The 21709-nt window shown below is 65.6% G+C and carries 20 protein-coding genes and 1 riboswitch; of the genes, 7 read left to right on the top strand and 13 right to left on the bottom strand.

The window, feature by feature from the left end:
• The first annotated feature begins 35 nt into the window (after positions 1–35).
• Entirely contained in the window at positions 36–3554 is a 3519-nt protein-coding gene (gene dnaE, locus QHG62_RS25745) for a DNA polymerase III subunit alpha (protein ID WP_281148424.1), read from the top strand.
• Between the two features lie 58 nt (positions 3555–3612).
• On the opposite strand, the gene tolA is transcribed toward dnaE, so the two are convergent.
• The 10 genes from tolA to ribD all read right to left on the bottom strand — a co-directional run bounded on the left by tolA (position 3613) and on the right by ribD (position 11434).
• Positions 3613–4572, bottom strand: coding sequence for a cell envelope integrity protein TolA (tolA, locus tag QHG62_RS25740; protein ID WP_281148423.1), 960 nt, complete (start codon positions 4570–4572; stop codon positions 3613–3615).
• A 3-nt stretch (positions 4573–4575) separates the two neighbouring features.
• Positions 4576–5013, bottom strand: coding sequence for an ExbD/TolR family protein (locus tag QHG62_RS25735; RefSeq protein ID WP_281148422.1), 438 nt, complete (start codon positions 5011–5013; stop codon positions 4576–4578).
• A 15-nt stretch (positions 5014–5028) separates the two neighbouring features.
• Positions 5029–5751, bottom strand: coding sequence for a protein TolQ (gene tolQ, locus QHG62_RS25730; RefSeq protein WP_281148421.1), 723 nt, complete (start codon positions 5749–5751; stop codon positions 5029–5031).
• Positions 5748–6206: a tol-pal system-associated acyl-CoA thioesterase gene (ybgC, locus tag QHG62_RS25725; RefSeq protein ID WP_281148420.1), complete on the bottom strand. Its 459-nt coding sequence runs from the start codon at positions 6204–6206 to the stop codon at positions 5748–5750. Before ybgC ends, tolQ begins: the two co-directional genes overlap by 4 nt.
• Positions 6203–7399 (bottom strand): pyridoxal phosphate-dependent aminotransferase, encoded by a 1197-nt coding sequence (locus QHG62_RS25720; RefSeq protein WP_281148419.1) that lies wholly within the window; start codon positions 7397–7399, stop codon positions 6203–6205. The genes ybgC and QHG62_RS25720 overlap by 4 nt, the downstream gene beginning before the upstream one ends.
• The gene (nusB, locus tag QHG62_RS25715) at positions 7396–7932 is read right to left on the bottom strand and encodes a transcription antitermination factor NusB (RefSeq protein WP_126750010.1); all 537 of its coding nucleotides are present in this window, start codon (positions 7930–7932) and stop codon (positions 7396–7398) included. Before nusB ends, QHG62_RS25720 begins: the two co-directional genes overlap by 4 nt.
• Positions 7929–8396, bottom strand: coding sequence for a 6,7-dimethyl-8-ribityllumazine synthase (gene ribH / locus QHG62_RS25710; protein ID WP_281148418.1), 468 nt, complete (start codon positions 8394–8396; stop codon positions 7929–7931). The genes nusB and ribH overlap by 4 nt, the downstream gene beginning before the upstream one ends.
• A 6-nt stretch (positions 8397–8402) precedes the next feature.
• Positions 8403–9557, bottom strand: coding sequence for a bifunctional 3,4-dihydroxy-2-butanone-4-phosphate synthase/GTP cyclohydrolase II (gene ribBA / locus QHG62_RS25705; RefSeq protein WP_281148417.1), 1155 nt, complete (start codon positions 9555–9557; stop codon positions 8403–8405).
• On the bottom strand, positions 9554–10219 hold the full coding sequence (locus tag QHG62_RS25700) for a riboflavin synthase (RefSeq protein ID WP_281148416.1): 666 nt from the start codon (positions 10217–10219) through the stop codon (positions 9554–9556). The genes ribBA and QHG62_RS25700 overlap by 4 nt, the downstream gene beginning before the upstream one ends.
• A gap of 87 nt (positions 10220–10306) precedes the next feature.
• Entirely contained in the window at positions 10307–11434 is a 1128-nt protein-coding gene (gene ribD / locus QHG62_RS25695) for a bifunctional diaminohydroxyphosphoribosylaminopyrimidine deaminase/5-amino-6-(5-phosphoribosylamino)uracil reductase RibD (RefSeq protein WP_281148415.1), read from the bottom strand.
• Positions 11435–11598: 164 nt separating this feature from the next.
• Between ribD and pilV the strand changes: the two genes are divergently transcribed.
• Genes pilV through QHG62_RS25665 form a run of 6 tightly spaced genes read left to right on the top strand, consistent with a single transcriptional unit; the run spans position 11599 to position 18812 of the window.
• Complete coding sequence (pilV, locus tag QHG62_RS25690; RefSeq protein WP_281148414.1) at positions 11599–12171, top strand: type IV pilus modification protein PilV; 573 nt, start codon at positions 11599–11601, stop codon at positions 12169–12171.
• A gap of 46 nt (positions 12172–12217) precedes the next feature.
• Positions 12218–13177 carry a PilW family protein gene (locus QHG62_RS25685; protein WP_281148413.1) on the top strand — a complete coding sequence of 320 codons (960 nt, stop codon included), beginning with the start codon at positions 12218–12220 and terminating at the stop codon, positions 13175–13177.
• On the top strand, positions 13174–13821 hold the full coding sequence (locus QHG62_RS25680) for a pilus assembly PilX family protein (protein WP_281148412.1): 648 nt from the start codon (positions 13174–13176) through the stop codon (positions 13819–13821). Before QHG62_RS25685 ends, QHG62_RS25680 begins: the two co-directional genes overlap by 4 nt.
• A 31-nt stretch (positions 13822–13852) precedes the next feature.
• Positions 13853–17818, top strand: coding sequence for a pilus assembly protein (locus QHG62_RS25675; RefSeq protein WP_281148411.1), 3966 nt, complete (start codon positions 13853–13855; stop codon positions 17816–17818).
• A complete protein-coding gene (locus tag QHG62_RS25670; RefSeq protein WP_281148410.1) occupies positions 17815–18249 on the top strand; it encodes a type IV pilin protein in 435 nt (144 codons plus the stop codon). The genes QHG62_RS25675 and QHG62_RS25670 overlap by 4 nt, the downstream gene beginning before the upstream one ends.
• Positions 18250–18275: 26 nt before the next feature.
• Positions 18276–18812: a GspH/FimT family pseudopilin gene (locus QHG62_RS25665; protein WP_281148409.1), complete on the top strand. Its 537-nt coding sequence runs from the start codon at positions 18276–18278 to the stop codon at positions 18810–18812.
• 34 nt (positions 18813–18846) lie between these two features.
• Here the strand turns inward: QHG62_RS25665 and nrdR are convergent, their stop codons facing one another.
• From nrdR to QHG62_RS25650, 3 genes are all read right to left on the bottom strand, one after another.
• Positions 18847–19290, bottom strand: coding sequence for a transcriptional regulator NrdR (nrdR, locus tag QHG62_RS25660; protein ID WP_007836918.1), 444 nt, complete (start codon positions 19288–19290; stop codon positions 18847–18849).
• Between the two features lie 21 nt (positions 19291–19311).
• Positions 19312–20556 carry a serine hydroxymethyltransferase gene (gene glyA / locus QHG62_RS25655; protein ID WP_281148408.1) on the bottom strand — a complete coding sequence of 415 codons (1245 nt, stop codon included), beginning with the start codon at positions 20554–20556 and terminating at the stop codon, positions 19312–19314.
• 41 nt (positions 20557–20597) lie between these two features.
• Positions 20598–20724, bottom strand: a riboswitch (ZMP/ZTP riboswitch).
• Positions 20725–20765: 41 nt separating this feature from the next.
• Positions 20766–21623 carry a lytic transglycosylase domain-containing protein gene (locus tag QHG62_RS25650; protein WP_281148407.1) on the bottom strand — a complete coding sequence of 286 codons (858 nt, stop codon included), beginning with the start codon at positions 21621–21623 and terminating at the stop codon, positions 20766–20768.
• Between the last annotated feature and the right edge of the window lie 86 nt (positions 21624–21709).

Below are 21709 nucleotides of genomic sequence, written 5' to 3'. Positions count from 1 at the left end.
CCACATCGTGGAGTGCCGGTTTCTACAATGGGAGGATGTTTGTTCACCTGCGCCTGCACACCGAGTTTTCCGTCGTCGACGGCACCAATCGAATCGACGAAGTCGTCAAGGCCGCCGCTGCCGACAAGCAGCCCGCACTGGCCATCACCGACCTGAACAACCTGTTCGGGGCGATCAAGTTCTACAAGCAGGGGCGCAGCAAGGGTGTCAAGCCGGTCATCGGCGCTGAAATCTTCGTCGAGGGGCTGGGCAAGGAGCCCGGCGTGCTCACGCGGATCGTGCTGCTGGTGCAGAACATGGAGGGCTACCTGCACCTTTCCGAGTTGCTGGCGCGTGCCTGGACGCAGAACGTGGGCCGGGGCCAGTCGCAGGCGGCCTGCAAGCTCGAATGGCTCGAAGAGTTGCAGGGTGGGCTGATTGCGCTTTCGGGCGCGCAAGCCGGACCGTTGGGTGCACCGCTCTTGCAGGGACAGGAAGAACGCGCCGCAGAGTTGGCGCTGCAGCTGGCGAGCATGTTCCCGCACCGCTTCTACATCGAGCTGCAGCGCGCCGGACGTCCGGAGGACGAGCCACATGTGATTGCCGCCGTGAAGCTCGCCGCGCGGCTGCGCCTGCCCGTGGTTGCCACGCACCCCGTGCAGTTTGCCGAACGCCAGGACTACGAAGCGCACGAGGCACGTGTCTGCATCTCGGAGGGTGAAATTCTTGGCAACCCGCGCCGGGTTCGCAAGTTCACCGAAGAGCAGTATTTCAAGTCGACCGCGGAGATGGAGGCGCTCTTTGCCGACGTGCCGAGTGCGTTGGCCAACACGGTCGAGATTGCCAAGCGCTGCAACCTGACGTTGGTGCTCGGCAAGCCGCAACTGCCTGATTTTCCGACGCCCTTCATCAGTGAAGGCGTTCGCATGCCGATCGACGAGTTCTTCCGCCAGGAGTCGTTCGCGGGCCTCGAGGAGCGGCTGGTGCACCTGTATCCAGACCCCGCCAAGCGCGATGCCGAGCGGCCGCGCTACGTCGAGCGGCTGGAGTTCGAGATCAACACCATCCTGAACATGGGGTTCCCGGGCTACTTCCTGATCGTGGGCGACTTCATCAAGTGGGCCAAGAACAACGGCTGTCCGGTGGGCCCGGGCCGGGGCTCGGGCGCGGGCTCGCTGGTGGCCTATGCGCTGAAGATCACCGACCTCGACCCGCTCGAATACAAGCTGCTGTTCGAACGCTTCCTGAACCCCGAACGCGTTTCGATGCCCGACTTCGACATCGACTTCTGCCAGGGCAATCGCGACCGCGTGATCGACTACGTGAAGGACAAGTACGGCCGCGAGGCCGTGAGCCAGATCGCCACCTTCGGAACGATGGCCGCGCGCGCCGCCATTCGAGACGTGGGCCGTGTGCTGGACATGAGCTACATGTTCTGCGACGGCATCAGCAAGCTCATTCCGAACAAGCCCGGCCAGCCTGTCACCATCCAGTACCCGCCCGATCCGAAGGTGGACGGCGACAAGAACAACTACGCCATCGAGATGGAGCCGCAGCTTGCGGCCCGCATCGAGAAGGAAGAAGAAGTGCGCATGCTGGTGGAGCTTGCGCAAAAGCTCGAAGGCATGACCCGCAACATCGGCATGCACGCGGGCGGCGTGCTGATTGCGCCCGGCAAGCTCACCGATTTTTGCCCGCTGTACCAGCAGCCCGGCAGCGACTCGGCCGTGAGCCAGTACGACAAGGACGACGTGGAGGCCATCGGCCTCGTGAAGTTCGACTTTCTGGGCTTGGCCACTCTCACCATTCTCGAGATTGCCAAAGAGTTCATCGTCAAGCGCCACAAGGGGCAGGAGAACTTCGCGTACGAGAACATCAGGCTGGACGACCGCGAAACCTACAAGCTGTTTTCCGAGGGCAAGACGGAAGCGGTGTTCCAGTTTGAAAGCCGCGGCATGCAGGGCATGCTGAAGGACGCACGGCCCACGCGCCTTGAAGACCTGATTGCGCTCAACGCGCTGTACCGGCCGGGCCCGATGGACCTGATTCCGAGCTTCGTGGCGCGCAAGCACGGCCGCGAAGAGGTGGAGTATCCGCATCCGGCCGTGGCCGAGATGCTCTCCGAGACCTACGGGATCATGGTCTACCAGGAGCAGGTGATGCAGACCGCGCAGATCCTGGGCGGCTACTCGCTTGGCGGCGCCGACCTGCTGCGCCGCGCCATGGGCAAGAAAAAGCTCGAGGAGATGGCCGAGCACCGCGAGAAATTCCGCGCGGGCGCGCTCAAGACGCACGGCATTCCGCAGGACAAGGCCGACGAGATCTTCGACTTGATGGAGAAGTTCGCGGGCTACGGCTTCAACAAGTCGCACGCCGCCGCATACTCGCTGCTGGCGTACCACACGGGCTGGCTCAAGGTCCATTACACGGCCGAGTTCTTCTGCGCCAACATGACCGTGGAAATGGACGACACCGACAAGCTCAAGGTGCTGTTCGAAGACGCGCAGAAAAACTTCGGCCTTACCTTCGAGCCGCCGGACGTGAACCGCGGCAACTACCGCTTCGAGCCGGTTACCGACAAGGTGATTCGCTACGGCCTGGGGGCCGTCAAGGGCACGGGACAACTCGCCGTCGAAGCCATTGTTCGGGCACGCGAAGAGGGCGGGCCGTTCAAGAGCCTGTTCGATTTTTGCGTGCGCATCGACCGCCAGCGCATCAACAAGCGCACGGTCGAAGCGCTCATCAAGGCCGGCGCGTTCGACGCCATCCAGCAGAACCGCGCCTCGCTCATTGCCTCGGTCGACCGCGCCTTCGAGTTTGCTGTGGCTACCGAGGCCAATGCGGCGCAGGTCGACATCTTCGGCGACAGCGAGCACGGCTCGGCCACCCAGGAGCCCGAACTGGTCGACGCCACGCCCTGGGGCGTGAAGGAGCGGCTCACCTACGAAAAGACGGCCGTGGGCTTCTATCTCTCGGGCCACCTGTTCGACGAAGTGGCGCACGAGGTGCGGCGCTTCTGCAAGCGCGAGATCGGCGACCTGATGGACACGCGCGACCAGCAGGTGATTGCGGGCATCGTGAGCGACTTCCGCGTGATCAACGGCCAGCGCGGACGGCTGGCGATCTTCAAGCTCGACGACAAGTCGGACTCCATCGACGCGACCGCCGACGAGGCGCTGATCAATGCGAACCGCAACACCCTGAAAGACGACGAACTGGTGATCGTGAGCGGGCGGCTCCAGCCGGGCCGCGGCGGTTTCGAGGCGCGCTTTCAGGTGCAGCAGGTGTGGGACCTGGCCACGGCGCGTTGCCGCTTCGGCAAGTTCCTGCGGGTGGCCGTGAATGGCAAGGCGCCCGACATCGCGCGCCTGGTGAAGGATTTTCCGCCGCGGACCGAGCAAAGCGAGCACGGCGACCTGGTGCAGGGGCTGCCCGTGCGCCTTTCAATGGCACGCGGCGGCGCGCAAGTCGAGTTGCAGCTTGGCGAGCGCGCCAAGTTCTTCCCGACCGATGCCGCGCTGGCAAGCTGGACGGCACAGGCTGAAGCTGGAAAAGCCGCGGTGGTCTACGACTGAACGAGCAAGACGGCTGAACGACGAGGTGGCCAGGCGCGCGTAACGCCTGGCCGGGTTCCTAGCGCTTGGGCCGCAGCGAGACGATCAGCGACGGGAAGATGCGTCCGTCGTTGTCGCGCGGCAGCTTGTCGGTCTTGCGTAGGCCCCGCTCGGCGGCTTCATCCCAGCTGGACAATCCGCTCGACTTGGTCAGCTTGACGCCGACGATGGTGCCGTCCGGCGCGAGGTTCACTTCGAACTCGGCGGCAGGATTGCCATTGACCGTTTCAGCATCGGGGAAGGTGATGTTCGGGCGAACCGCGGCGGCAATGCGCCCCGCATAGCCGCTCGAAGGCCCTGACGAACGCAAGGCAGTGCCCTTGGAGTCGTCGCTGCCGCTGGCGCCTGCAAGGCCTTGCATGCGCTTGAGCGTTGCAGCGCGGTCGGCGGCGGCCTGTTTGGCGGCAGCCTCGGCTTTTTTCGCCTCCGCCTGTTTGGCTTCGGCTTTCTTGGCTTCGGCCTGCTTGGCTTCTGCCTCCTGCTGCTGCTTTTTCTGCTCGGCCAGCTTCTTCTGCTGTTCCTTCTTGCGCTCGGCTTCGTCTTCGGCGCGCTGCTTGGCCTCGAGCTCTTTCTTGCGCTGCTGTTGCTGGCGCTCGAGCTCTCGCTCTTTCTGTTCTTTTTCTTCCTTGAGCTTCTTCTCGCGCTCGAGTGCGATGTCAGGGGCGCGCGGCGGCGGCGCGGGCTCGGGCGCCTTTACCTGGGGCGGCGGCGGCGGTGGCGGCGGTGCGGGAGCAGGCGGCGGAGGCGCGGGAGCAGGCGTAGGGGCTTGCGGTGCGGACAGGCGCGGTGCGGCCTGCTGCACGGTGGAAGACCACAGCTCGGCATCGACTGCGCCCTCGTCGGGGTCGCTGCGCCAGCGCACTCCCCACGTGAGCGCAGCGATGAGCAGCGCATGCGCGACCAATGCCAGCAGCACCGCACGTGGCGTGCCGCGTTGCGGCGGTGGTGCGAACTCGGGGCGATCCAGGGCGAGCGACATGCCTTATTTGCCACCCGTGGTGGTAACGGACAGGCCCACGCGCTCGATGCCGCTGCGCTTGAGCTGGTTCATCGCCTTCACGACGGTTTCGTACTTGACGGATTTGTCGGCGCTGATGACCACCGGGCGCTGGTCGTCGCCGCCTTGGGCGGTCTTGGCCGCGGAGCCGATCTGGGTCATGGGAACGGACGTGCCGCCGCTGCCGGCGGACGAGTCTTTCTTGATCTGCACTTCGTCGTCGCTCTTGATGACGATCTCGATGGGCTTGTCGGGCTGCTTGTTGGCACGGTCGACCGAGGGCAGGTTGATCACGCTCGGCGTGATGAGCGGCGCGGTGACCATGAAGATGATCAGCAGCACCAGCATCACGTCGATGAACGGGACCATGTTGATCTCGTTGATCGTGCGGCGGCCTCGGCCCCGGGATGAAACGGCGGGCATGCGCTTGGCCTCCGTTCAGCGGTTGCCCGGAGTCGCCGAAGCCGCCGTCGCGCTCGCGGCCGGATGGGCCGAGAGGTTGCGCTGCAGGATGTTCGAGAACTCCTCGATGTAGGTTTCGAGCGCAATGGCGATCTTGTCGATTTCGCGCGCAAAGCGGTTGTAGCCCACCACCGCCGGAATGGCGGCGAACAGGCCGATGGCGGTGGCCACCAGTGCTTCGGCAATGCCGGGCGCAACGGTGGCCAGCGTCACTTGGGCCAGCGCGGCCAGGCCGGTGAAGGCATGCATGATCCCCCAGACCGTGCCGAAGAGGCCGACGTAGGGCGATACCGAACCGACGGTGGCCAGGAACGACAGGTTTTGCTCGGCCGCGTCGAGTTCGCGCTGGAAGCTCGCGCGCATGGCGCGGCGGGCGCCGTCGAGCAGCGTGGGGGCGTCGCTCACGTGGCGCTCGCGCAGCTTCTGGTATTCGCGCATGCCCGAAGCGAAGATGCGCTCCATGGGGCCGGCGAACTTGGCATTTTGGGCGGCCGAGGCAAACAGCTCGTTCAGGCTGGTGCCCGACCAGAACTCGCGCTCGAAGTCGTCGTTCAGCGCGCGCATGCGGCGCAGTGCAAAGTATTTGCGGATGATCGCGGCCCAGCTGGCAATCGAGACGATTACCAGCAGCAGCACGACCAGTTGGACCACGAAGCTCGCGTGGAGGAGGAGATTGATGATCGAGAGGTCTTGGTTCATGGCTTGAAAGGTTGAGTCATGGAGCCGCCGGAGCGCTCGAGGGTTCCCGAAACTTGGGCCGGTATGCGCGCGGGGCGCAATGTGGTGGCGTCCACCCAGCCGATGCGGATGGTGCCTTCGCACAGCAGGACGGGCGCCGCAGCCCCCGTTCGCTCTTGCTCTGTTTTTGATAGCACCTGTTGACCGATTATCAACGACGCCGTACCCATTTGTCGGAGATCGGCTGTAACCAGCAGTTCGTCGTCGAGGCGGGAGGGGCGATGGTATTTGAGCTGCGTTTCGCTCACCACGAACTGTCCGCCGGTTTCCTCGCGCAGCTTTCGCTGCTCCACGCCCAGCGAGCGCAGCCATTCGGTTCGGCCGCGCTCCATGAACTTGAGGTAGTTGGCATAGAACACGATGCCGCCGGCATCGGTGTCTTCCCAGTAGACGCGAATTGGAAACGCGTAGCTCATCGGGCCGGGTTCGCGATCATCGCCCGCAGGCGTTCGATGGATTCCTCAAGATGCGCCATCGAACTGGCGGTGGAAAAGCGCACGAACTTGCTGGTTTCGGCTGTGCCGAAATCGCGGCCGGGGGTCACGGCCACATGGGCGCGCTTCATGGTTTCGAAGGCGAAATCCCAACTGCCCGAAATGCCGAGCTTCTCGGCGACGCTGGTGCAGTCGGCCCAGGCGTAGAAGGCGCCATCGGGCACCACCGGCACGTTGAGGCCAAGCGCGTCGAGCTGCGGAATGAACCAGTCGCGGCGCGCCTTGAACTCGGCGCGGCGGCGTTCGTATTCGGCAATGCTCGGCTCTTCGAAGCAGGCCAGCGCCGCATATTGCGACACGGTGCTGGGGCAGATGAAGAGGTTTTGCGCAAGCCGCTCGACCGCGGGCACCAGTGCTTCGGGCACCACGAGCCAGCCGAGGCGCCAGCCGGTCATGTTGAAGTACTTGCTGAAGCTGTTGATGCTGATGACGTTGTCGTCGATGGCGAGCGCCGTCTGGCCGAAGGCATCGTCGTACGAGAGGCCGAGGTAGATCTCGTCGATCAGCGTGATGCCGCCACGCTGCGACACCACGTTGTGGATGCGGCGCAGCTCGTCGGGCGCAATCGAGGTGCCCGTGGGGTTGGAAGGCGAGGCGAGCAGCACGCCGCGCGTCTTGCCGGTCCACGCGGCTTCGACCTTGGCGGCGGTGAGCTGAAAGCGCTCTTCAGCCGTCGTGGGGATCAATACGGCGGTGCCGTCCGCTGCGCTCACGAAGTGGCGGTTGCAGGGATAGCTCGGGTCGGGCAGCAGGATTTCGTCACCGGATTCGATGAGCGCCAGGCAGGCCAATTGCAGTGCGGCCGATGCACCGGCCGTCACCACGATGCGGCGCGCAGGCACGTCGACGCCAAAGCGCTGTGCATACCAGCCGCTGATGCGCTCGCGCAAATGATCGAGCCCCGTGGCCTGCGTGTACTGCGTGGCGCCGGCACGCACCGCGCGTGCGGCGGCTTCCTGCACCAGCGGCGGCGCGGTGAAGTCGGGCTCGCCGATGTTCAGGAAGATCATCGGCCGGTCGGTATGGGCCACTTCGCGCGCCAGCACGCCGGCGGCCTTGGCAACCTCCATCACATAGAACGGTTCGATGCGCTGTGCGCGCGCCGAGATTCTCACGTTCTTGCCTTGCCGGAAGTGCGGTCGGCCTCCACCTCGGCCGCGCGCAGTTGCGGCGCCAGGCCGTTGAGCACCGCGTTCACGTACTTGTGGCCGTCGGTGCCGCCGAATTCCTTGGCAAGCTCGATGCACTCGTTGAGCACCACGCGCCATGGCACGTCCAGGCAGTGCTGAAACTCGTACACGCCGATCCACATCACGGCGTGCTCGATGGGCGATATCTCTTCGAACTTGCGGTCCAGCAGCGGGCGGATCAGCGCGTCGAGCTGCTCCGCACCTTCGATGGCGCCGTGCAGCAGCGCGTCGTAATGCGCCGCGTCGGCCTTGTGGAAGCCTGCGAGGTCGCGCGTGAACTGGTCGATGGCGGCGGCGTCGTTGCGGCCCACCAGGTGCTGGTAGAGCGCCTGCAGCGCAAATTCGCGCGCGCGGCTGCGGTTGGACTTGGCCGAGGCCTTGCGTGCGCCGGTGCTGGTGAGGCCGGTGCGCGCCTGGCGCGGCTTGGCGCCTGCTGTCTTGTTGTTGTCTTCGGTCATTTGAGGGAGGCCAGCAATTGCGCCATCTCGACAGCCACCTGGGCCGCATCGCGGCCCTTGTCGGTCTGGCGGGCAATGGCTTGCTCCATGTTTTCAGTCGTGAGGATCGCGTTGGCGATAGGAATGCGATGGTCGAGCGCGATGCGGCTTACGCTCGCGCCGGATTCGTTGGCCACCAGTTCGAAGTGGTAGGTTTCGCCGCGGATGATGCAGCCCAGCGCCACAAGCGCGTGGTAGCCGCCGCGCACGGCCATGGCCTGCAGGGCCACGGGCACTTCAAGCGCGCCGGGAACCTGCACATGGTGGATGTCGTCCGCCGTCACGCCGAGCCTTTCGAACTCGGCAAGGCAGGCCGCGGCCAGCGCGTCGGTGATGTCGGCATTGAAGCGTGCCTGGACGATGCCGATGCGCAGCCCTTTTCCGTCGAGCGGCTTTGCGTCCGCTCCCTTGTTTGCACCTTGCATGTCGTGTCAGTCTTTCGTGAGGTAGCCGGCAATTTCGAGGCCGTAGCCTGCGGCCATGCTCGGCATGCGGCGAGGCGTGCCGAGCAGGTTCATCTTGTGCACGCCGCATTCGCGCAGGATTTGCGCGCCGATGCCGTAGCTGCGCAGGTCCATGCGGCCGCGCTCGGGGGCTTGCGCGGGGCGCGCGGTGCCGTCGAACTGGGCCAGCAGCTCGCCGGCCGTTTCGCCGCAATTCAGCAGCACGGCCACGCCCTTGCCTTCATTGGCAATGTGGGCCAGGCTGGCGTCAAGGCTCCAGGAGTGCAGCGAGCGGTTGATTTCGAGCGCGTCGAGCACCGAGAGCGGCTCGTGCACGCGCACCGACACCACGTCTTCCGGCGTCCACTTGCCGCGCACCAGCGCAAGGTGCACGCCGCGGCTGGGCTTGTCGGTAAAGGCATGGGCGGTGAAGGTGCCCCATGCGGTCTGGATTTCGCGGCAGCCGACTTTTTCGACCAGCGATTCGGTTCGGCTGCGGTGCTCGATGAGCGCGGCGATGGTGCCGATCTTGAGCCCGTGCTCGGCCGCAAAAACCTGCAGGTCGGGCAGCCGCGCCATGGTGCCGTCTTCGTTCATCACCTCGCAGATCACCGAGGCGGGCGAGCAGCCGGCCATGGCCGCGAGGTCGCAGCCGGCTTCGGTATGGCCGGCGCGCATCAGCACGCCGCCGTCCACCGCCTGCAGCGGAAAGATGTGGCCGGGTTGCACCAGGTCGCTGGCCACGGCGTTGCGCGCCACGGCGGCCTGCACGGTGCGGGCGCGGTCGGCGGCCGAAATGCCGGTGGTCACGCCTTCGGCCGCTTCGATCGAAACGGTAAAGGCGGTCGAGTGCTTGGCGCCGTTGCGCGACACCATGGGCGGCAACTGCAGCCGCTCGCACATTTCGCGCGAGAGCGTGAGGCAGATCAGCCCGCGTGCATGGCGGGCCATGAAGTTGATGGCCTCGGGCGTGATGTGGTCCGCGGCAATGACGATGTCGCCTTCGTTCTCGCGGTCTTCCTCGTCCACCAAAATGACCATGCGGCCGGCGGCAAGGTCGGCCACGATCTCCTCGACCGGAGAAATCGGCGCGGGTGCCCGCGAACCGCGGGGCGCGCCGATGGGGGTGACGGAGGCGTTCATTCGGCGGTGTCCTTGGAATACGTGGAAGGGGTTGGCACCAGGACGCCGGCCTGGAGCATGCGCTCCACGTAGCGCGCCACGGTGTCTATTTCGAGATTGACCTTGGAGCCGGCCGTGAGGCTGCCCAGGGAGGTGTTTTCGACGGTGTGCGGAATCAGGTTGATGCTGATTTCCGCGCCGTCTTCGATGTCGCTCACGCTGTTGACGGTGAGGCTCACGCCGTTGATGGTGATGGAGCCCTTGTAGGCCAGAAAGCGAGCCAGTGCGGGCGGCGCGACCACGCGCAGTTCCCAGCTTTCGCCCACGGGCGCAAAGTGGCTCACGGTGCCGATGCCGTCCACATGGCCGGAAACGATGTGGCCGCCCAGCCGGTCGCTCGCGCGCAGCGCCTTCTCGAGGTTGATACGGGCGCCCTCTTCGGTGAGGCCGGCGGTCTTGTCGAGCGATTCGGCCGAAATGTCGATGGTGAACAGCTGCTGCGCCGGATCGAGGGTGGTCACGGTCATGCACGCGCCGTTGAGCGCAATGCTGTCGCCAAGGCCTACATCGTCAAGATATCCGTCGGGCACCGAAATGCCGAGTCTTTTGCCGTAGGAGGAGGAGGTGCCGAGGTCGTGGATGGCGGCGATGCGCCCCACGCCGGTAATGATTCCGGTGAACATTCGCACATTTTCGCAGATGCGAGGGCCCTCGGCCTTTCCGCGGCGCTTTGGCCGTGCAATCCGCCTCCGGTTGCCTGAGGCTGGCCGCTAGAAGCTCTCGCGCCCACGTACGCGCGACACGACTCGAAGGTCCGGCCCGAGCATCTGCACGGACTTGAATTCGAGCGCCAGCGCGCCCTCCAGCGAGGTGAGCGGCCCCTCGGCGTGCAGGTGGCTCGCCATATCCAGCCCGCTGCCGATCAGCTTTGGCGCCAGGTACAGCAGCAGCTCGTCCACGCAGCCTTCGCGGATGAGCGAGCCGTTGAGCTTGTGGCCGGCTTCGGCGTGGAGCTCGTTGACGCCGCGCTGAGCCAGGTCCTGGAGCATCGCGGCCAGGTCGACCTTGCCGCTCGCATTGGGCAGGCAGGTGACCGTGGCGCCGCGCGCCTCCAGGGCAGCGGCGCGGTTTTCGTCTCGCGTTGCCGCGTAGATCCACACCGGACGGCCTGCTATGAAAACATGAGCGTCGGGCGGCGTCTGCAGATGGCTGTCGACGATCACCAGATGCGGCTGGCGCGGCGTCTCGACCATGCGCACGTCGAGCCGCGGGTTGTCTTCGAGAACGGTGCCCACGCCGGTCAGCACTGCGCTGGCACGGGCCCGCCACGCGTGGCCGTCGGCCCTGGCGGTCTCGGACGTGATCCATTGGCTCACGCCGTTGGAAAGGCCGGTCTTGCCGTCGAGCGAAGCCGCCACCTTGAGGCGCACCCAGGGCAGCTTGCGCACCATGCGGCTGAAGAAACCGATGTTGAGTTCGCGCGACTCGGCCGCGCCGGGGCCGGTTTCCACTTCGACACCCGCTGCGCGCAGGCGGGCAAAGCCCTGCCCGGCGACCAGCGGGTTCGGGTCGGCGAGCGATGCCACGACCCTGCCGATGCCGGCCGCAATGAGTGCATCGCAACAGGGGCCGGTGCGCCCGTGATGCGAACAGGGCTCGAGCGTGACATAGGCGGTGGCGCCCGCAACCGAATGGCCCTTGGCCGCAGCGTCGCGCAGCGCCATCACTTCGGCATGCGGTCCGCCGGCCTGCTGCGTGTGGCCCTGGCCCAGCACACGGCCCTCTGCGTCGCTCAGTACACAGCCGACGCGCGGGTTGGGGTCGGTCAGCAACAGCGCATCGGAAGCCAGGCGCAATGCGGTGGCCATGTGCTGCGCGTCTTGTTCGGGGGAGGGCATGGGCTGCGAGAAGAATTATTTAACACCGGAGCCGCTGGATCATACGAGCGGCAGTCAATAGCGGATGAACGGCAAACGCGCCGCTGGGAGTCGAGCCTACGCTCAAGTTTCGATGCAGGAATAAAGAAGCAACCGAAGTTGCAGGACGGGGAGGACATCGAAACATGGCTACATCAGGACGGGCCGACGCGGGCTTTTCGCTCGTGGAGGTACTTGTTTCCATCGCGGTGCTGAGCGTCGGCTTGCTCGGCTCCATCGGCATGCTGCTCACGGCCGTTCGTACGGGCAAGGAGGCCGCGACGTTCGCAGCCGCAGTCAACCTTGCCCGCGACCTCTCCGAAAAGGTTCGCATGAATCCGGGCGTGGCGGCCAGGACCGATGCGGCCAATACCTATCTCGTGGCCAGTTGGACCGCGGATGGCGATGCTTCCGCTGATGCCGGCGGCGAATGCACAGCGGCAGCTTGCAATCCACAAAGCCTGGCTGCGTGGGACATGAACGAGTGGAAGCGCCGCGTGGCCAAGGCGCTGCCCGGCGCCCGCCTCAGCGTGTGCTTCGACGACAAGCCCTGGAACGCCTCCGTCGGCGAGTACGAGTGGGCATGCAGCCAGTCCGGCTCCAGCGTGGTCGTCAAGCTCGGCTGGGTTCCGCACGCCGACGCTGCGAATGCAAAGCACAACGGCGAGCCGCAGAGGGAGCGTCCGCCTCGCCTGGTGATGCAGTTGGTTTCTGGCTAGGCGAGCGGCGGACATGCACGCACCCGGCCTCCCAAGGTTTCCGGCCTTGCACCAGCATTCGCGCCAGCGCGGCATGACCTTGGTCGAGCTGATGATTGCGGCGGCCATCGGGCTCGTCGTGGTGCTTGCCGCCACGGCCACGTTCCTTGGCAGCAGGCAGCTCTTTGCCGCCAATGCGCAAGCGCAGGCGGTAGAAGATTCACTGAGGTTCGCGGCGTCCGTCGTGAGGGTGGCGGTGCGGCAAGCCGGCTATTCCGACTACGCGCCCGACCATGCCGGCGCCGACGGCACCGTGGCCATCGGCAGCAGCGCAAACCTCACGGCCGCGCCGGATGATCTTTTCGCCCTCGACATCGTCGGTGCGACCAATGCGCGGGTCGGCCTCACAGGCGAAAGCCACGGCAGCCACAACAGCAGGGGCGTGAACGGGAGCGACTCGCTGCGGGTGCGGTTTTTCGGGCGCAGCCGCGCGGGAGGCGGCGAGGCCGAACCCGACGGCACCATGATCGATTGCATGGGCATCGCGCAAGCCGGCCCGGCGGACGGCGAGCCTTCGCTCGCCGATCGAGCATGGAGCTTCTTCTTTGTGGCGGAAGCCGCCGACAGGGAACCCGAGCTCTACTGCAAGTACCGCAGCGACGGGCAGGGCACGTTCAAGTCCGAGCCGCTCGCGCGCGGCATCGAGGTGTTCAAGGTCGCCTACGCCTACGACGGAAACGGCGACGGCGTGCCCGAACGCTGGATCGATGCCGCGCAGCTGGAGTCGCAGGCCGGCTCCACCGCTGCCATCAACGGTGAATGGCGCAAGGTGGTCGGTCTTCGCATCGGCATGGTTGCGCGCAGTGGTCCTGGCATTGGCGAGGCCCGAACGCAGGGCGAACTTCTCTACCCCCTGGGCACCGACTTTCCTGGCGTGAGCTTCATGCCGCCCGCGGACGGGAGGTTGAGGCGCACCGCCACCTTCACGGTCATGCTGCGCAACGTCCTGAAGGAAACGGGGCCATGAACCGGGCCCGCCCTTCACCGCAACGGGGCTTCTCGCTGATCGTGGTGTTGCTGATGCTGCTCATTGCGATGGTGCTGGGTATCGGCGCGGCGCAGGTTTCGCTGGTGGGCGAGCGAAGCGCTCGCAACGACCGCGACGCCGAAGTCGCGTTCCAGGCCGCCGAAGCCGCGCTCGTCGACGCCGAGCGCGACGTGCTCGGCCCGAACCAGGCCGCCGCGCAGCGCCTGTGCCTTTTCAACAGCAGGGATGTCTCTGCCTTCGTTGCGGGATGCGGCGGCGCGGGCATTCACCAAGGGCTGTGCACCCAGGCCGAGGACGGCGCCAAACCGGTCTGGATCACTGCCGATTTCGCGGCCGAAAGCCGCACGTCGGTCGCCTACGGCACCTTCACCAACCATACCTACGCCACGGCCAATGCAGGCGCTCGCGGTGGCGCGCTCTCTGCGCGTGCACCGCGCTACATCGTGGAGGCGGTTCGCAACCTTGGCGGGTGGCAGTCCAGCCAGTTGCAAAGCGCGGGCGCGCGAAACGCTTCGCATCTCTTTCGCGTCACGGCCATCGGCTATGGCGTGCGGGATGAAACGCAGGTCGTGCTGCAAACCAGCTTGTACAAGCCGGCCGCCAGCCCGGGTTGCCCGTCCTGATTTTTCTTCTTCTTGTTGAAACGGAATCCGAATGCGTTTTACTGAAAGCCGCGTGCTGTGGGCGTCAGCTGTTGCCGCATGGGTGCTCTGCATCGGTACCTCGGTATTTGCAGCGGAGAGTGGCGCGGTGCCGGCCGTAGAACTCCCGAGCGAGCCGTTGTCCTCCATGGCCTCGCGCGTCGACCCGAACCTGGTGATCGACCTTGCCCTGGAGTTCTCGAATACCGGTGCGGCCTATCGCGGCAGCTTCGACTGGAAGAAGGTCTACCTGGGCTATTGGGATCCGATGGCCTGCTATGGCTACGCCCCCGCCGATGGCTACTTCAAGCGCATGGCCCCGGCAACCCGACTTGCAGCCGGCGAAATTGCTTGCGCACAGCAATGGAGCGGCAACCTGTTGAACTGGGCCGCCATGTCCACCATCGACGTGCTGAGGCTTGCATTGACGGGCGGCGACCGGGCGGTGGACGAAGCCGACCGGACCGTGCTGCAACGCACGGTGCTGCAGCAGGATTTCTACCGCAGCAGCTACTTCCCCGACAAGGCCGTGACCGGCAACCTGGACAAGCTCACGCCGCTGGTGGCGGGTAGCAGCAATGGCTTGCGCGCGGCGGGCACGCTTCACTTCAACCACTGCGCTGACCGCATGTTCGTCGGACCGAGCGCAAGCGGCAACTGCGCCAGCCCCGGCAATGACCAGCTATACGGCCCCGGCGCGGCAAGCGCTCCCTACTTCGCGCGGGTCGAGGTCTGCACTGCGGCCGAAGCCGCGGTGCGCGGCGGCCTTTGCCTCAAGTACCCAGGCGGCAATTTCAAGCCCGTCGGCGAGATACAGCGCTATGCGGACCGGCTTCGTTTTGCCGTGTTCGGCTATCTGCTCGACAACGACCCTGCCCGCTATGGAGGCGTGTTGCGCGCGCCAATGAAATACGCCGGACCCAAAAAGCTGGACACCGGTCTCGACAGGGCCGACAACCCGCAAACCGAATGGGAGGCCAGGACGGGTATCTTCCTCCGCGATGCGGTTTCCGGCGCGCAGGGCGGCCGGTTCAGCGGCGTCGTCAACTACCTGAACCGGTTCGGGCACGCCGGCGCCTACAAGAAGTTTGACCCTGCCGGCGAGCTCTACTACGAGTCGCTTCGCTACCTGCAAGGAAAAGTGCCCACGCGGGACGCAATAGCGGGTGTAGGCGCCGTCGACGACCCGAGAAAGGACGGGCTGCCGGTCTACAACGACACCGCGCAATGGCGCACCGACGGACACAAGGCTTGGGATCCCGTGGGTGCGAGCTGCCGCCAGAACTACATCCTGGCAATCGGAGATCTCGAAACGCACGGCGATCGTTCCTTGCCCGGGCTGCCGGGCGGCGGCCGCAGCTTCAGCAACGCGTCGTTCGAGCCGGACACTTCCTACTGGACCCGCCTGGTGGGCGCGTTCGAAAACCGCGAGTCGCTGTCCTATGCCCACCCTTCGGGAAAAGCCGGTCTTGCAACGACCGGAAACCGCGGCCTTCCAGCCTTCAACTACAAGGGCGGGGCGCAACTGACGGCAAGCACCATCGCAAGTGCGGAAACAGGCGCCGACAAGGGTTCGTTCGGCATGGCCGGGCTGGCCTATTGGGCGAATACGCAGAAGATTCGTCCAGACTATCCCGACGTGCGGGTCCAGACCTTCGGCATCGACCTGGATGCGGGTGGGCAGGGGGCCACCCGGCAAGCCCAGCGCGGCAGCGCCCTTTATCTCGCCTCGAAGTACGGAGGCTTTGCCGACAGCAACGCAGACGGCAACCCATTCAGAGCCTCGGTCGGCATTGGCCAGTCCGACGTGGCGGACAATTCCGAATGGGCCGAAGGCATCGACGACGACGGCCAGCCCAGGCCGTCCAACTATTTCCTGGCGGGTGAGCCGCGGCAATTGGTCGATGCAATCCACCGGATCTTCGAGTCGGCAGCGGCACCGCCAGGAGGGCGCACGGCGGACGCTGCCATTTCGTCGGACCGCATTGCGCAGGGCGGGAGCAGTCTTTATTTGGCGCGGTTCAGCGGACGCCGGTGGTCCGGCACGCTGCTGTCGTATCCGCTGGCCTACAACGCGGCCTCGGGCGGTGTGCACCAGGCCGACGAGCCGGCCTGGGACGCAGGGGCCTTGTTGACCGGCAGCGCATCGGCTCAGCCGCCAGTTGCGGCACGCGATCCTTCCAACCGGAACATCGTCACTCTTTCGTCGGCCGGCAGCGGCACGCCCTTTCGTTGGGACGCACTCGACAGTGTCCTGCGAAGCCATCTGAACTCCACGCCCTACGCGGTGCCCGCGGCATCCGATGCACTGGGTGTCGACCGGCTCGCATATTTGCGCGGTGACCGGCGCAAGGAATTGTCGGCGCCCGGCGGAGTGTTCCGCGTGCGCGACTCGGTCATGGGAGACGTTGCCAATTCGAATCCGCTGTTCGTCGGCGCGCCGAGCTCCCAGGCGCAAGGCGACGATTACTCCCGATTTGTCGAAACACACAAAGCGCGTTCAGCCGCCGTCTATGTCGGCGCGAACGACGGCATGCTGCATGCGTTTTCGGCCGCCACCGGAAGCGAACTCTTCGCCTATGTTCCACGCGCGGTGTTCGCAAAGCTCGGGGCCTACACCTCGCCCGGCTACGTGCACCAGGCCTATGCCGACGGGTCGCCTGCCGCAGCAGAGGCGCGGATGGCCGACGGCACCTGGAAGACCGTGCTGGTTTCCGGAATGGGTGCTGGCGCAACCGGCGTATTTGCACTCGATGTCTCGGACCCCGCTGCGTTTTCGGCTGACAAGGCGCTGTGGGAGTTCACGGGGCTCGACGACGAGGACATGGGCCACGTGCTCCAGGCTCCGCGCATCATGAAGTTCCGCATTGCCCCGGCAACACGTACCGAGGCTGCCGCCTACGCCTGGTTCGCCGTGGTTCCATCGGGCTTCAACAACGCCGATCCGGACAGGCGCGGGGCGCTGTTCCTGCTCTCGCTCGACAAGGCCGCTGGCGCTGCCTGGAGGCGCGGTGTCAACTATTACAAGATCGTGCTGCCGGTTCCGGCAGACAAGACCATGGTGAACGCCCTCGGCACGCCGGGCGACTACGCGGCTGCGGACGGATGGGTGCGCTGGCTGTACGCCGGCGACACGCAAGGCAACCTTTGGAAGTTCGACTTCACCGGCCGCGCGCCGTGGAACGAGGACAACGCACTCGGCTTGAAAGGGTTGCCGCTCATGGTCGCGATGTCGCCCGGCGCGAATGCCAAGCGGCAAGCCATCACCGTGGCGCCCGAGGTGGGAGCAGGGCCGAACGGGGGCGCGATCGTGCTGTTCGGCACCGGAAAATTCGTAAGCGCAGAAGACATCGGCAGCGCCAGCCGTGCCGTGCAAACGCTCTACGGCGTGTACGACTCCGGCACCGCCATTCCGCCGCACGAAACTCGCACCCAGCTTCAGCCGCGCACCGCCGCCGCTGCTACCGGACGAGCGTTGCCGGCCATTGTGGGCGAGCCCTTCGTCTACGGCGCGGGCAACGGCAGTGCGGCAAGCCGCCGTGGCTGGTATTTCGATCTTCCCGGATCGCTCGAATCGGGCGAGCGGCAAGTAACCCGGCTGACGCTTGCCGATGGTTATCTGTTCTTCAACACATTGATCCCTGGTGGCGATGCATGCGGCGCCAGCGCAGGCGGCCGCAGCTGCGCGGTCAACGCGATGACAGGGCTTTCGAAGGGCGGGACCTGCGTACCTTCGACGGTGGGTCCGTTGTCGTCGCCATTGCTGGCTGAGCTCGGCGAAGCAGCCTATGCCTCACCCGATGCGTTCGGACGCCGGTCTGCAACAAAGAAGCTCTCGGTGGTCAACGTCGGTTTGCGCGGCGGTTCGCCTGGAACCGGCATCTCCACCGTGCAGCCGGTGGAGGGCGGCAACGTTTCGCAAGTGGCCGGGCGCCTGAATTGGCGCCAGGTCATGGACTTCCAGGGAGCGAAGCCATGAAGGCCGCCAGGTTCGCGGGCGGCTGGTCCACTCGCATTCGCGGCTTCACCCTGATCGAAGTCATGATGGTGGTCGCAATCCTCGCCATCCTGGCTGCAACGTCTTATCCGTCATACCTGGGTTTTGTGCGCAAGGGCTGGCGCGCCGAGGCCCGCTCGGCCCTGATGCAGCAGATGCAGCAGCAGGAGCGGCAGTACACCCTGACAGGGCAATACAGGCGCTATGAAGGCGGATCCGGCGAGGGAGGTGCGGCCGGCAAGTATCTTGTCGAAAGCAGCAACTGCGAGGGGCAGGGCACCATCGACCGCTGCATCAGGCTGACGGCAACGCCCAAGCCGGGCTACTCCGATGCCGAGGTCGGGGCGATCTGGATCGACAGCATGGGAGACCGGGGCTGCAACGGCACGGCAGGGGCGGGGTGCTGGCAATGAGGCGCGGGCGCCGATTGGGGGCGGGCATGGCCGCGCTGCTGGGCGGCTTCACGCTGGTCGAGTTGATTGCCGTGGTGGCCATCATGGCCATTCTCGGTTCGCTGGGCGTTCCTGCTTTTCGCAGCTTGCTGCTCAACCAGCGGCTTGCCGCGGCTTCCAGTGGTTTTGTCGCCGCGCTGAGCCTGGCCCGCACCGAAGCCATCCAGCGTTCGCAAAAAATCCACGTCGGTGCGCTGGACGGAAGCAACTGGTCGAGCGGCTGGGCCGTCCAGGCCGGGCCCGAAGGCGCAATGACAACACTGCGCAAGTTCGAAAAGCTTCCGAACGGCGTGAGCATCGACGTGGAACTGGGAGACGGATTCGCGCGGGGGCTGGACTATGACAGCAACGGCTTTTCGCGCCGGGCGGGCGGCTCCGGGTTTGGCGCCGGGTGCCTCACGCTGAAGGCCGAGTCGGGCCGAAGAACTTCAATCGTGGTGTCGGCATCGGGCCGTGCCAGGGTCTGCAACCCCGACGTGCGGGGCGACTGCGGAAGTGGCGTTTGCGGCAGCGGCGGCAAGTAAGCAGGGCGACCGGGGCTTGTCCCGGCAGCAAGGCTCAGATGTCCCGCAGCAGTTGCCTGAACTCGTCCACGTCCTCGAAGCTGCGGTACACCGAGGCAAAGCGCACGTATGCGACCTTGTCCAGCTTCTTGAGCTCGCGCATGACGAGCTCGCCGACCTTGGTCGAATCGATTTCGCGCAGGCCGCTGGCCAGCAGCTTCTGCTCGATGCGCAGCAGGGCGTTGTCGATCTGCTCGATGCTCACCGGCCGCTTGCGCAGCGCCAGCATCATCGAGGCGCGTACCTTGGTCGAGTCGAAGTCGGCGCGGCTGCCGTCTTTCTTCACGACGACCGGAAAGTTGACGTCCGGCCGCTCATAGGTCGTAAAGCGCTTGTCGCAGGCGCTGCATTGGCGGCGCCTGCGCACGAAGTCGGCGTCTTCCGAAACGCGGGTCTCGACGACCTGCGTTTCAAGATGACCGCAAAAAGGGCATTTCATGCGGCCAGGTCTTGCGGACGATCAGCGGTAGACAGGGAAGCGGCTCGTGAGCGCGTGCACCTTGGCGCGCACAGCATCGATGTTGGCGGCGTCGCGCGGGTTCTCGAGCACGTCGGCCACCAGGTTTGCCGTGATGCGGGCCTCTTCGTCCTTGAAGCCGCGCGTGGTCATGGCGGGGGTGCCGATGCGCACGCCGCTGGTCACCATCGGCTTTTCAGGGTCGTTGGGGATCGCGTTCTTGTTGATCGTCATGTGGGCGGCGCCCAGCACGGCTTCGGCTTCCTTGCCGGTAATGCCCTTGGAGCGCAGGTCGACCAGCATCACGTGGCTTTCGGTGCGCCCGCTCACGATGCGCAGCCCGCGCTCGGTGAGGGTGTCGGCAACGATCTGGGCGTTCTTGACCACCTGCTGCTGGTAGGCCTTGAACTCGGGCGTCATGGCTTCCTTGAACGCGACGGCCTTGGCGGCAATCACGTGCATCAGCGGGCCGCCTTGCAGGCCCGGGAAGATGGCGCTGTTGATGGCCTTCTCGTGCTGCGCCTTCATCAGGATGATGCCGCCGCGCGGGCCACGCAGGCTCTTGTGCGTGGTGGAGGTCACCACGTCGGCATGCGGCACGGGGTTGGGGTACACACCCGCAGCCACCAGGCCTGCGTAATGGGCAATGTCGACCATGAAGATCGCGCCCACGTCCTTGGCCACCTTGGCGAAGCGTTCGAAATCGATGCGCAGCGAATAGGCCGAGGCGCCGGCGATGATGAGCTTGGGCATGTGCTCGTGCGCCTTGCGTTCCATCGCGTCGTAGTCGATGGCTTCGTTGGCATCCAGGCCGTAGCTCACCACGTTGAACCACTTGCCGCTCATGTTGAGGGGCATGCCATGCGTGAGGTGGCCGCCTTCGGCCAGGCTCATGCCCATGATGGTGTCGCCGGGCTTCAGAAAGGCCAGCATCACGGCCTCGTTGGCCGATGCGCCGCAATGCGGCTGAACGTTGGCGGCGTCGGCGCCAAAAATTTGCTTGATGCGGTCGATGGCCAGCTGCTCGGCCACGTCGACATGCTCGCAGCCGCCGTAGTAGCGCTTGCCCGGGTAGCCTTCGGCGTACTTGTTGGTGAGTTGCGAGCCCTGCGCGGCCATGACGGCCGGCGAAGCGTAGTTTTCGCTCGCGATGAGCTCGATGTGGTGCTCTTGGCGGGCGTTTTCGGCCTGGATGGCAGCCCAGATTTCGGGATCGGTCTGTTCGACCAGGATGTTGCGTTGATACATGGCAGTCCTTTGAAGACGAGGTCCTTGTTCTTCAACCAAACAAGGGCTGCCCAGGCGAACGGCTGAACGCCTGTATGGATGCCAGGCGGCACGCTTCCCAGTGGTATTCCACGTCAGCGCGTGGCACCTTTGGAGGTGCTGCGCCTATCGCCAGTCGCGTACGGAACGGAGTGTAGCTCACCCCATGGTCTCGGCCATGGGGAAGGGGCTCAGGAAACCTCGGAAAGCAGTGCGACTTTTTGAGGGTCGGCTGCCGGCTCGGCGGTTTGCTCCCGCTTGGGAGGCACGGCCGTGGGAATCGGCTGGGCCCGGACGATGGGCGCCGAGGGCGCTGCCATCGTCGGCGGATTGCGGCCGTTGGCCACCTGCAGCAGCCGCTCGTGCTCGGCCAGGACCTTGCCGGCATAGCCACCGTCGTCATCGAGATTGGCTGCACCCACGTAGTAGCGCAGGCCGCCTTCGAGCGAGCCGGCGCGGGCGATGCATTCCTGCAGCACCTTCACGCCGACGCGCATGTTGGTCACGGGGTCGAAAGCGGTGAGCGTGCCGCCGGCGCTTTCGTATTTGTCGCCGTGAACGCGGGTCATGACCTGCATCAGGCCCTGCGCGCCCACATGGCTCTGGGCGAACGGGTTGAAGCTCGATTCCACGGCCATGATGGCGAGGATCAGCGTCGGGTCGAGCTTGGTGCGCTTGCCCAGGTTGTACGCCTCTGCAACCAGCACGCTCAGCGGTTCGGCCGCAACGCGGTACTTCTTGCTCAGCCAGTAAGCCACGGCGGCCTGCTGCTTGGGCAGGTCGCCGGGGCTTGCGGCCGTGGTGCGCACAATCGCGGTCGGCTCCAGGTCGGTGGGCTCGGGCGCGGGCTTGCGCGACTGGAGCCAGCCCATGAGCTGCTCCTCGCCGGTCTGGCGGAGATCGGGCCGCGCCACCAGGGCGAGAGCCGCAAACACAATGGCCAGGCCAACCAGTGCAAACCCGTTGTGGGTGATTTCAAAAAAGCCGTCTGCCACATCGGACGCAAAGGTCCTTAGCCCGCGGGCTGTGGCATCAAACGCCTTGTTCATCGCTCTTCCTTTCTATGCGGCACCTGATCGCAGCGCCCGGAGGGCGACGGATAAGGCGGCGGCGCTTGATTGGTACGAATCAGGCT

Source organism: Variovorax paradoxus, assembly GCF_029919115.1.
Classification (GTDB): domain Bacteria; phylum Pseudomonadota; class Gammaproteobacteria; order Burkholderiales; family Burkholderiaceae_C; genus Variovorax; species Variovorax paradoxus_O.
Note: the sequence above shows the minus strand (reverse complement) of the source record. Positions and strands in the feature narration are given on the sequence as shown.

Coding starts and splice junctions, on each gene's coding strand:
- dnaE (WP_281148424.1), top strand. CDS start 36: ATGTTTGTTCACCTGCGCCTGCACACCGAGTTTTCCGTCGTCGACGGC.
- tolA (WP_281148423.1), bottom strand. CDS start 4,572: ATGTCGCTCGCCCTGGATCGCCCCGAGTTCGCACCACCGCCGCAACGC.
- QHG62_RS25735 (WP_281148422.1), bottom strand. CDS start 5,013: ATGCCCGCCGTTTCATCCCGGGGCCGAGGCCGCCGCACGATCAACGAG.
- tolQ (WP_281148421.1), bottom strand. CDS start 5,751: ATGAACCAAGACCTCTCGATCATCAATCTCCTCCTCCACGCGAGCTTC.
- ybgC (WP_281148420.1), bottom strand. CDS start 6,206: ATGAGCTACGCGTTTCCAATTCGCGTCTACTGGGAAGACACCGATGCC.
- nusB (WP_126750010.1), bottom strand. CDS start 7,932: ATGACCGAAGACAACAACAAGACAGCAGGCGCCAAGCCGCGCCAGGCG.
- ribH (WP_281148418.1), bottom strand. CDS start 8,396: ATGCAAGGTGCAAACAAGGGAGCGGACGCAAAGCCGCTCGACGGAAAA.
- ribBA (WP_281148417.1), bottom strand. CDS start 9,557: ATGAACGCCTCCGTCACCCCCATCGGCGCGCCCCGCGGTTCGCGGGCA.
- QHG62_RS25700 (WP_281148416.1), bottom strand. CDS start 10,219: ATGTTCACCGGAATCATTACCGGCGTGGGGCGCATCGCCGCCATCCAC.
- ribD (WP_281148415.1), bottom strand. CDS start 11,434: ATGCCCTCCCCCGAACAAGACGCGCAGCACATGGCCACCGCATTGCGC.
- pilV (WP_281148414.1), top strand. CDS start 11,599: ATGGCTACATCAGGACGGGCCGACGCGGGCTTTTCGCTCGTGGAGGTA.
- QHG62_RS25680 (WP_281148412.1), top strand. CDS start 13,174: ATGAACCGGGCCCGCCCTTCACCGCAACGGGGCTTCTCGCTGATCGTG.
- QHG62_RS25675 (WP_281148411.1), top strand. CDS start 13,853: ATGCGTTTTACTGAAAGCCGCGTGCTGTGGGCGTCAGCTGTTGCCGCA.
- QHG62_RS25670 (WP_281148410.1), top strand. CDS start 17,815: ATGAAGGCCGCCAGGTTCGCGGGCGGCTGGTCCACTCGCATTCGCGGC.
- QHG62_RS25665 (WP_281148409.1), top strand. CDS start 18,276: ATGGCCGCGCTGCTGGGCGGCTTCACGCTGGTCGAGTTGATTGCCGTG.
- nrdR (WP_007836918.1), bottom strand. CDS start 19,290: ATGAAATGCCCTTTTTGCGGTCATCTTGAAACGCAGGTCGTCGAGACC.
- glyA (WP_281148408.1), bottom strand. CDS start 20,556: ATGTATCAACGCAACATCCTGGTCGAACAGACCGATCCCGAAATCTGG.
- QHG62_RS25650 (WP_281148407.1), bottom strand. CDS start 21,623: ATGAACAAGGCGTTTGATGCCACAGCCCGCGGGCTAAGGACCTTTGCG.